We start from the raw sequence: 800 nt of genomic DNA, 5'->3' as shown, positions 1-800 counted from the left end.
ACGACGCCCACCTGTACTTCGCCAACTGGGGCTCGCGGCGCCTGATGCTGCGCCTACCCACCACCCTGCTGCCCGCCCGCAGCGCCGAACCGTACTGTGTGGAAGACGCCTTGACCTGCTCGACCAGGAAAGGGCATCTGCTGCTCGACTTCGCCTACTCGTCCGAAGACGGCGGCGAGTGGGACTTCGAGACCTCCTTCACCCTCGCCTCGTTCACCACCCTGCGTGCCGAACTCGCCGCGGGCGACCTGCGTCCCCTCTATCTGGCCTGGCTTTCCGCGCTCACCCGCTGGGAGTTGGAGGAGGATGTCGACGAGGGCGAGTACACCTCCACCGTCGAGCCGCCCGTACCCGCAGGTCTTGCCCGACTTACCGGCCCGCAGCAGGGCTTGGCGGACTTCCTGCACGTCGATCCGCACCTGCTCACCGCTGCTGCCCGCGCCAGTGTTGCCACCCCTTCCCAGGCAATCGACAAAGACGCACTCACCGCCTGGATCCGAGCCCTGCCATCACGCGAGAAGGACACCCTGCTGCTGGACGCAGCCCTCGGCACCGCCCCGCAACCAGGCCCCGTACTCCTCGCCCGCCACCGCGCCGCGATCCGTGGTACGGCCGAAGTGTCCACCGCTGCCCGGCGCCGCTCAGCTGCGGAACTCCTCGACGCCGCCCACGAGGTGCGCAGCGAGCACACACGGCAGCAGGAACAGGCCCGCGCCCAGGCCCGCCGAGCCGAGCAGCGGGCTCGCGAGAGCCACCTGGACCGCCTGGCCGAGAACGCCGAGCAAGCCTGGCAGGACATC

At 69.8% G+C, this 800-nt stretch carries 1 protein-coding gene; it reads left to right on the top strand.

The window, feature by feature from the left end:
- Positions 1-800, top strand: an 800-nt coding sequence (locus RB628_RS42865) for a hypothetical protein (protein WP_318325718.1), incomplete at both ends; no start/stop codon positions are given.

Source organism: Streptomyces sp. ADMS (assembly GCF_033441795.1).
In the GTDB taxonomy this organism is placed as follows: domain Bacteria; phylum Actinomycetota; class Actinomycetes; order Streptomycetales; family Streptomycetaceae; genus Streptomyces.
Note: the sequence above shows the minus strand (reverse complement) of the source record. Positions and strands in the feature narration are given on the sequence as shown.